2 protein-coding genes are annotated in these 1,409 nt (G+C 69.3%); one reads left to right on the forward strand and one right to left on the reverse strand.

Annotation, left to right across the window (positions count from 1 at the left end):
- Positions 1-277 precede the first annotated feature (277 nt).
- Positions 278-553, reverse strand: coding sequence for a hypothetical protein (locus AB0M88_RS53270; RefSeq protein ID WP_364116339.1), 276 nt, complete (start codon positions 551-553; stop codon positions 278-280).
- A 558-nt stretch (positions 554-1,111) separates the two neighbouring features.
- Between AB0M88_RS53270 and AB0M88_RS53275 the strand changes: the two genes are divergently transcribed.
- The gene (locus tag AB0M88_RS53275) at positions 1,112-1,357 is read left to right on the forward strand and encodes a hypothetical protein (protein ID WP_364116342.1); all 246 of its coding nucleotides are present in this window, start codon (positions 1,112-1,114) and stop codon (positions 1,355-1,357) included.
- Positions 1,358-1,409: the final 52 nt, after the last annotated feature.

Consider the following 1,409-nt stretch of genomic DNA (forward strand, 5'->3'; position numbering starts at 1 on the left):
CGAGGGTCGTGACGAATCGGCGGACACGAACGGCCAACGAATCCCGGCTCATCGACGAAACTGATAGATCAACGACAGCACCTATCCAGTTACGAAGTTCGAGTGGGAAACGCTTTGCGTCGATCAGATATCCGCGGCACTGATTGGCATGATCGACACGCCGGTCGGGCTGACATTTCTCCGCCCGGATGCGGGAAAATGGCTTATGCCGCAGCTCGAGTTCTTTCCCCGGTCCCAAGTGGCGTCATGGCGAGACCGCACTGCGTCGCGCAATTATTCACCCGCGGCCGAGCAGTTTCGTCGCGAGCACGAGCGGCATCGGGAATGGGGTTTGCGGCAGCGTTACGGCCGCCGAACGATGAACCTCCGTCTGCACGGTGACGTCGCCCCACCGGCCGACCGCACCGGCGGCGGCCGGGCATCGGAGCCCTCGGCCCGGCCGATCGGGCCAGCCGACATCGAGCGCCTGCCGGTCCAGGCGTCGGGCGCGAACGTTCCCCGGGATGGAGGTCCCGCATGTGCTCGCGTCGGCGACGAGCTCGATCCGACCCACGAGACCGCTCCCGCTTCCGCTGCCGAGGCTGGGTGCGCTGTGCAGGCTGGGTGCGCCGCCCAGGTTGGGTCCGCCCCGCAGGCTGGGTCTGCCGCTCAGGTTGGGTGCGCTGTGCAGACTGGGTCTGCCGCCCCGGTGGGTCCGCTGTGCAGGCTGGGTCCGGTGCCCAGGCTGAGTCCGCCCTGGTTGGGTCCGCCCTGGTTGGGTCCGCCCTGGTTGGGTCCGCCCCGGTTTGGTCCGTCACCCTGGCTGGGTCCGCAGGTCAGGCCCCATGTGGCGGTCAGGACGTATCTGCTGGTCATTCTGCAGGGTCTAGCCGGGCAACATGTGCTGGCCGGGCCGACCCAGCAGATCGGACCGAACACTGCGAGCGGGCAAATAGGACAGCATCCAGACCGGCCGGTCAGACCTGCACGGTCGGACGCTGTTGGGCGGCAGGCCGGACAACGCCTCGGACCGGGTGGCTTCGTCGCTCTGCCGCCTCGCAGACCAGGTGGGGTAGGTCCTAGAGTTCCGCTGGCCGCGTGGCTCCGCTGGCCGCGTGGCTCCGCTGGCCGCGTGGCTCCGCTGGCCGCCCGCTGGGGTGCGTTGGTCGCCCTGGGGGTGCTGGTCGCCTGGTGTGCTGGTCGCGTGGGCTCGCCGCCCGCCCGCCGCCCGTCCGGTGCGCTGGTCGCCTGGGCCCGCTGGCCGCCCGCCGGGGTGCGCTGGTCGCCCTGGGGGTGCTGGTCGCCTGGTGTGCTGGTCGCCTGGGCTCGCCGCCCGCCGGTCACGTCCACCGAAGTGGTGTATGACCTGGTCTTTTAGGTCAACGAGAGGCGGCCATCGCAGATCCTTCGGATTGTCTGAAGATCACGAA

Source organism: Actinoplanes sp. NPDC051411 (genome assembly GCF_040682075.1).
Taxonomy (GTDB): Bacteria; Actinomycetota; Actinomycetes; order Mycobacteriales; family Micromonosporaceae; genus Actinoplanes.